Origin of the sequence: Microcoleus sp. Pol12B3, assembly GCF_036701355.1 — a bacterium.
GTDB lineage: Bacteria > Cyanobacteriota > Cyanobacteriia > Cyanobacteriales > Microcoleaceae > Microcoleus.
Map to the genome: position 1 here is coordinate 1 of NZ_JAUBQS010000119.1, position 6,597 is coordinate 6,597.

Consider the following 6,597-nt stretch of genomic DNA (forward strand, 5'->3'; position numbering starts at 1 on the left):
CTCAATTTTCTGCCTTTAGGGAGCCTGTGCCAATCACAGGCTCCCTTTTCTTTCCCTTGTTAGTCTAAACTCCAGTTCAGAGTGAATTGGTATAAAGTTAAAATAATTTAGTCGGCAATGGATAATTTATTTTTACAGCCGGCATTTTTTGTTAAGCCTGACTTTTTTGGATTCAATCTCTTGTTGTTTTTGACTGTGAAAAACTTCAGCCTGTTTAACTAACTACTGTAACTGTTCGTAATTAATCCCAATTAATTAAACGCTTAGATCTTTAGGATTTTTTTTCGAGGTAGTTTATTAGTCAACTCGTGGGCTTCAACTGATTACTTTGCTGCCTTAATTATACCAAAAAAATAAGTTCATGGATATGTCTATTCTCACTTGCTTGGATTCTAGTCAAGCTTGTTTTTCAGGATGTAATCGTTAGGCATTTTGGAGCAATTGTTGTAACTGTTCATATTCTACACCAATTAATCGCTGTGTTTCTTTATGATTCTCTTCAATAGAATTCAAGAGGTCGCTCATTTTTCTGTGTAAAAAATGTCTCTTATGTTCTTTTACCACAGCATATTACTATTTTGGAGATGTCTTATATAGCAGATATATTTTGATTTACAGCTTTGCAGTAGCCCAGAAGCGCTACTGCAAACCCCAAACTACAAAACCCCTTTAGAACTCGGAATCCGACTGGCGCGCCGCGGATCGATTTCTACCGCCATCCGCAGAGCTCGCGCAAATGCCTTAAATGCCGCTTCTACAATGTGATGAGAATTTCCGCCCTGCAACTGTCGAATGTGCAGTGTCATTTGAGTGTGGTTCACCACCGCCGAAAAAAACTCTCTCACTAATTCAGTATCGTAAGTGCCGATCCGCTGGTTGGGAATTTCCAAGCTGTAACTTAAGTGAGGCCGTCCCGAAAAATCTAGCACTACTTCAATTAAAGCTTCATCCAAAGGTGCGATGAAATGTCCGAAGCGAGAAATGCCCGATCGATCCCCGACAGCTTTTGCTAGCGCTTGGCCCAAGGTAATTCCCACATCTTCGTTCGTGTGGTGGTCATCAATCTCCAAATCACCGATCGCCTGCACGTCCAAATCGATCAATCCGTGAGAAGCAATCTGGTGCAACATATGGTCTAAAAACGGAATCCCCGTAGACGCCTTGCAAGTTCCTACACCGTCGAGATTGAGGCTAGCAGTGACATCCGTTTCCAGTGTCGTGCGTTTCACCAAGGCGGCCCTAGCTGGTTGAACTGAAGTTGCAGGAGGTACAGAAGGGCGATCGATTATCTCCATAATTTGCAATGGGTCATTCATTAGAATTAATTAGTAATTTGGGATTAACACTTTTGTAGCGGACAACGGACAGTTATTGACAGTTGACTGTTTGCACATCTTGTTGTCAACAGTTAACTGTCTAAAAACTTCGCTGTCAACTGTCAACTGTCAACTGTCAACTGTCAACTGTTTACCAGCTATTACATTCCCATGATTTCGTAACCAGCATCGACATACAAAACTTGACCCGTAATCCCGCTAGCGAGATTGCTGCACAGAAAAGCCGCAGCATTTCCTACTTCCTGCTGAGTCACCGTCCGCCGCAGCGGCGCCACTTCCTCAACGTGGTGGATCATGTCCAGAATACCGCCAACTGCTGACGAAGCCAGAGTCCGAATTGGACCCGAAGAAATCGCATTTACCCGAATATTTAACGGGCCCAGTTCTGCTGCCAGATAGCGAACATTCATTTCCAAAGCTGCTTTAGCAATTCCCATTACATTATAATTAGGAACTACCCGGACACCGCCCAAATAAGTCAGCGTCACAATACTGCCACCCTCGGCCATCAGCGGTTTAGCTGCTGCACAAAGCCGTACCAGCGAGTAAGCGCTAATGTCCAAAGCATTGGAGAAACCTTGGCGCGAAGTGTTGGTGAAATCTCCCGACAACTCGTCCTTGCCGGCAAAAGCCAGACAGTGGATCAGGACATCTAACTTGCCCCATTTTTCGGCGATGGTTTGAAAAGTAGACTCAATTTCGCTCTCGTCTTGGACATTGCAGGGCAAATACAGACTGGGATTGAGCGGTTCCACCAGTTCAGCGACTTTGCGCTCGTGCTTGCCTTTCTCGTCCTTCAAAAAAGTTATGCCGAGGTTGGCCCCAGCTTTGTGGAGCTGCTGAGCGATACCCCACGCGATCGAGCGATTGTTGGCAATGCCCGTAACAAGAGCATTTTTTCCGGTCAAATCTATCATCTGTATTTCTTCTAGAAGCAACTAGCACCGTTCTCATTGGCTCTCTGCGACAACCCCGCCAGTTTAGACACAACTGATTCAGCTTTAACTGATTCAGACACAATTGAGACACAATTGAGACACAATTGATATTAATTTTGCTGTGGAGCTACATGGGGGCGGAATTGAAAAAGTTAAGAGAAGGGCTAGATTTAATCATACAGTGCGTGTTTACCTTAACATTAGATGGAAGTAACCGAATCCTTGGATATTGGAGGTTGGGCTGTATATTTACTCAATAAAGGTTAATCGGCAAGTTATAAAGTATTGATTAGTACAAAGGATCTAGTCGTGACGCATGATAGACCGCTAGCAGCCGTGTTCCGCCAAATCAGCGGCGGGGCGTTTCCACCCATTGTGGAAACCTTTGAACGGGGCAAGACAATTTTTTTCCCTGGAGACCCGGCTGAGCGCGTCTACGTTCTCATTAGAGGTGCTGTGAAGCTCTCCAGGGTGTACGAAGCAGGGGAAGAAATTACAGTCGCCCTCCTACGCGAAAATAGCGTATTTGGGGTGCTGTCTCTGATTACGGGACACCGATCGGACAGGTTTTACCACGCGGTAGCCTTTACGCCGGTGGAATTGATCTCGCTGCCGATCGAACAAGTCGAGAAAGCGCTCAAGGAAGACCCGGAACTCTCGATGGTGATGCTGCGGGGACTGTCGTCTCGGATTTTGCAAACCGAGATGATGATTGAAACGCTGGCGCACCGAGATATGGGTTCGAGACTCGTCAGCTTTTTGCTGATTCTGTGCCGGGATTTTGGCGTGCCCGGTACAGAGGGGATTACGATAGATTTGAAGCTGTCCCACCAGGCGATCGCCGAAGCGATCGGCTCGACACGGGTAACTGTGACTCGTTTGCTCGGGGATCTCAGACAAGAAACCATGATCTCGATCCACAAGAAAAAGATCACAGTCCACAACCCGGTGGCCTTAAGCCAGCAATTCACTTGATGCCGAGAAAGTATGGGATTTTGGATTTTGGATTTTAGATTCAATCCAAAATCCAAAATCCAAAATCTAAAATCGGAATGACTGCTGGATACATCCTGGTATTTGTAATTTTAGTGTTAGGGGGTGTGATCGCCACTGTCAGCGATCGCCTTGGGACGAAAGTCGGCAAGGCAAGGTTGAGCTTATTCAAACTTCGCCCCCGCGATACTGCTGTTGTTGTGACAGTGATGGCTGGCAGCATCCTGTCAGCACTGACTCTGGGCATTTTGTTTGCTACTAGCAAGCCGCTGCGAACCGGAGTTTTTAGAATAGACGAGATTCAAAAAAGGCTCAACAACGCCCGCCGAGAAATCAACCAGGCCACTCAAGAAAAAAATCGAGTGGAAACTGAATTAGCTCAAGCCAGAGCCGCTCAAGCGCAAGCTAGAGCGAATTTAGAGCAAATTAATCAATCTCTCCAAGCCGCTAATGCCGAGCAAGCTCGGACGCAAACAAAATTAAACTCGCTGCGGGCCCAGCTCAACAGCGTGCAAGCAGCCAAGTCTAAAACTGAACAGCAGTTAAGTCAGGTAGAAGCGGCTAAATCCGAGACAGAAGAACAGCTCAGCAGTGTGGAAGCGGCTAAATCCCGCACCGAAGAACAATTGAAACTGGTTGAAACGGCCCGATCGACTACACAAGCTCAGCTCGATCGCACCGAGAACCAATTGAAAACAGTTTCTGCTCAAAAAACGACTTTAGGAGCGGAAATCGCCCAACTGCAAGAGGAACGCCAACAGTTAATCGAGCAGGTAAAAACTCAAATTGCCCAGCGCGATCGAGAAATTGCCAAGCGAGACGCAGAAATTGCCCAGCGGGACAAGGAAATTGTCGATCGCAACGAACTAATTGCCCAGCGGGACAAGGAAATTGCCCAGCGGGCGCAAAATCTGGCAGAGCGCGATCGAACTATTGTCGAGCGCGACAAAGTAATTGCCGAGAGAGAAGCACTTTTAGAAACCTTGGCACAGCAACAAGCTCAACTCGAACAGCAACAAACTTTATTGCAGCAGCAAGTGCAAGTTTTGGAACGCGATTTTCAGGCAATCCGCGAGGGTACAGTTGCCATCAGGCGCGGTCAAATTTTAGCTGCTGGCGTCGTTCGCATCCTCGAACCCGGTATGGCGAGTCGCGCGATCGATCGGCTTTTGCAAGAAGCAAATAAAACCACCGTCGGACTCATGCAGCCGGAAAATAGAAAGGTTAGGGAGCAGGTTATTCAAATTACTAAAGCAGAAATCGATCAACTCATTAGTCAAATTAAAGACGGTCAAGACTACGTGGTGCGGATTGTCGCCGGCGCTAATTACCTGCGGGAAGAAAAGGTAATTAAGGTATTTGCAGAAGCAGAAATCAATCGAGTTGTGTTCCGCGCTGGAGATGTCATTGCAGGGGTTGCTATCGATCCGGTGACTTTAACCGACGAACAGGTGCGACAGCAGTTGCTGCAATTGATAGAAGCTTGTCAATTTCGCGCTCGCCTGATCGGCGTTGTCGGCGGTAGAGTTCAAGTGGCAGACAATCAGGTTGAAACTTTGGCTGGTTTTATCGAGCGATTGCAGCAGTACGAGAAACCGCTGGACGTTCAGGCGATCGCCGCAGATGTCACTTACATCGCCGGCCCGCTTAAAATAGATTTAGTTGCTCTTGAAAACGGAGCCGTTGTTTTCCGCACCGGAGAACAAAAACCAGGCCCAGGAGACTTAAAAATTAAAAAATAAATTTGGTAATTAATAATAGGTAACTGGCTATGATTTTAGGTTTCGATCCAGGTAAAGACAAATGCGGCATAGCTGTAATGGGTAGAGATAAGAAGGTCTGCTACCATCAAGTTGTGCTGTCGGAAGCAGCGATATCTACTATTCAATCTTTGTGCGAACAGTTTCCCATTGAGTTATTAGTGATGGGAGATCAAACGACTTCTAAGAGTTGGAAACAAAAACTGACGCAGAGCTTGTCGCCGGAGATCGAAATTGTTCGGGTTGACGAGAGGTACAGCAGTTTGGAAGCGAGGGAACGCTACTGGCAAATGTACCCTCCGACGGGACTTTCGCGCTTGATTCCCGAGGGAATGCGGACGCCGCCGAGACCGGTGGACGATATTGTGGCGATCGTCCTAATTCAGAGGTATTTAAACAAAAGTTAGTCAATTTTATAAGCATTACCACTGATTCTCTTTGATTATTTAGGAATCAATATGTTTTTGAGGCTCTTGAATTTTTAACTTAAATAAAATACACCCTAAATTTAGTTAATTTATCATTAACTAACAGTTAGTGTTACTTGATGACAGCTTCGGTCAAGATTACCTTACCATTCTGGCGGACTTGCAGGCGTTGGGGGTTAATCGAATAGATAATATTGCCGTTAGTCGCTTCATAAGTTCCGTCGTCACCTGTAGTTACTTGCATTACATTGATTTGGGTGCCATTTATTTTACTGAGGCCTCGGTAAAAAATATCGCCTTCCTGGGTTTTGCAAATGTATATAGAAAAGTTGGGCGTTGCGAAAAATTGCACCATTTCCGCTCTCGGACATCCCTCAACTTGAGCAATTTGCAGCGGTTGATTATTGCCCAAAGTGTTGGGTGCGATCGCCCGAACTTTGCCAATCGGTTGATTTAGTGGAGCGGCTTCTGCTGAGGCTGTCAAAAAGCCGTGAAGCGAAGCTATCCCGTTCCCCGTAGGGGTTCCCGAAGGGTAGGGAATCGCACTAATGCCTGCCATAACTAGAACTACTCCTTTAATGCTCTTAACTCTATATTTATCAAACATCTTTTCACTCCTGTTTTTAACTATATAATTACATCTTAAGGGATATTTGCTGGATATTAATAATATTTAATATCAGAGGTAAAAGCTGCAGGAACACGGTACACTGTCGGTTTAAGTAAGGTGCGAACTGTGTACCCTACACCAGTAATAATACATAAGTATGTCAATGCGAGCCAAGGCAAGCAATCTCTTGCATTGATAACATTTTTAAGGTTTTATGACTTGTTCACGCTGAGCTGAGAAACCGGGTTTCTTGATATATTTATCGTTACTAAACCTTTGATTTTTCTAGAAACCTGGTTTCTAGCCCCCCAGGCGATCGCGAACTGACTCAGTTACACAGTAATTTTTATTGGCGCTTAGCTATTTAGTCAGGGTAAACGCATCTTAATTTCAACCTAAAACATGATAAGATGAAGTATTTAGGTAAATCAAGTGCGTAATTCATAGGTGCGAGCGATGGCGAAAGGGTTTACTTCGACTTTAACTTCCCAACAAAAAACAATAGGTGTATCGAATCCGACAGACTTATTG

Annotated in this window: 6 protein-coding genes; 3 read left to right on the forward strand and 3 right to left on the reverse strand. The window is 45.4% G+C overall.

What is annotated here, in order from left to right:
• Positions 1–656: 656 nt before the first annotated feature.
• Together hisB and fabI are read right to left on the reverse strand one after the other, a co-directional pair.
• Positions 657–1,295, reverse strand: a complete 639-nt coding sequence (hisB, locus tag QUA53_RS28255; RefSeq protein ID WP_333067416.1) for an imidazoleglycerol-phosphate dehydratase HisB — start codon at positions 1,293–1,295, stop codon at positions 657–659.
• 182 nt (positions 1,296–1,477) lie between these two features.
• A complete protein-coding gene (gene fabI, locus QUA53_RS28260) occupies positions 1,478–2,254 on the reverse strand; it encodes an enoyl-ACP reductase FabI (RefSeq protein WP_333076152.1) in 777 nt (258 codons plus the stop codon).
• 330 nt (positions 2,255–2,584) lie between these two features.
• Between fabI and ntcA the strand changes: the two genes are divergently transcribed.
• The 3 genes from ntcA (at position 2,585) to QUA53_RS28275 (ending at position 5,435) form a co-directional block, all read left to right on the forward strand.
• On the forward strand, positions 2,585–3,250 hold the full coding sequence (gene ntcA / locus QUA53_RS28265; protein ID WP_006634020.1) for a global nitrogen regulator NtcA: 666 nt from the start codon (positions 2,585–2,587) through the stop codon (positions 3,248–3,250).
• Between the two features lie 77 nt (positions 3,251–3,327).
• The gene (locus tag QUA53_RS28270) at positions 3,328–5,010 is read left to right on the forward strand and encodes a DUF3084 domain-containing protein (protein ID WP_333101089.1); all 1,683 of its coding nucleotides are present in this window, start codon (positions 3,328–3,330) and stop codon (positions 5,008–5,010) included.
• 29 nt (positions 5,011–5,039) lie between these two features.
• Entirely contained in the window at positions 5,040–5,435 is a 396-nt protein-coding gene (locus tag QUA53_RS28275) for a pre-16S rRNA-processing nuclease YqgF (protein ID WP_333101091.1), read from the forward strand.
• A 133-nt stretch (positions 5,436–5,568) separates the two neighbouring features.
• On the opposite strand, the gene QUA53_RS28280 is transcribed toward QUA53_RS28275, so the two are convergent.
• Complete coding sequence (locus tag QUA53_RS28280) at positions 5,569–6,015, reverse strand: hypothetical protein (protein WP_333249261.1); 447 nt, start codon at positions 6,013–6,015, stop codon at positions 5,569–5,571.
• Between the last annotated feature and the right edge of the window lie 582 nt (positions 6,016–6,597).

Coding starts and splice junctions, on each gene's coding strand:
- hisB (WP_333067416.1), bottom strand. CDS start 1,295: ATGGAGATAATCGATCGCCCTTCTGTACCTCCTGCAACTTCAGTTCAA.
- fabI (WP_333076152.1), bottom strand. CDS start 2,254: ATGATAGATTTGACCGGAAAAAATGCTCTTGTTACGGGCATTGCCAAC.
- QUA53_RS28270 (WP_333101089.1), top strand. CDS start 3,328: ATGACTGCTGGATACATCCTGGTATTTGTAATTTTAGTGTTAGGGGGT.
- QUA53_RS28275 (WP_333101091.1), top strand. CDS start 5,040: ATGATTTTAGGTTTCGATCCAGGTAAAGACAAATGCGGCATAGCTGTA.
- QUA53_RS28280 (WP_333249261.1), bottom strand. CDS start 6,015: ATGGCAGGCATTAGTGCGATTCCCTACCCTTCGGGAACCCCTACGGGG.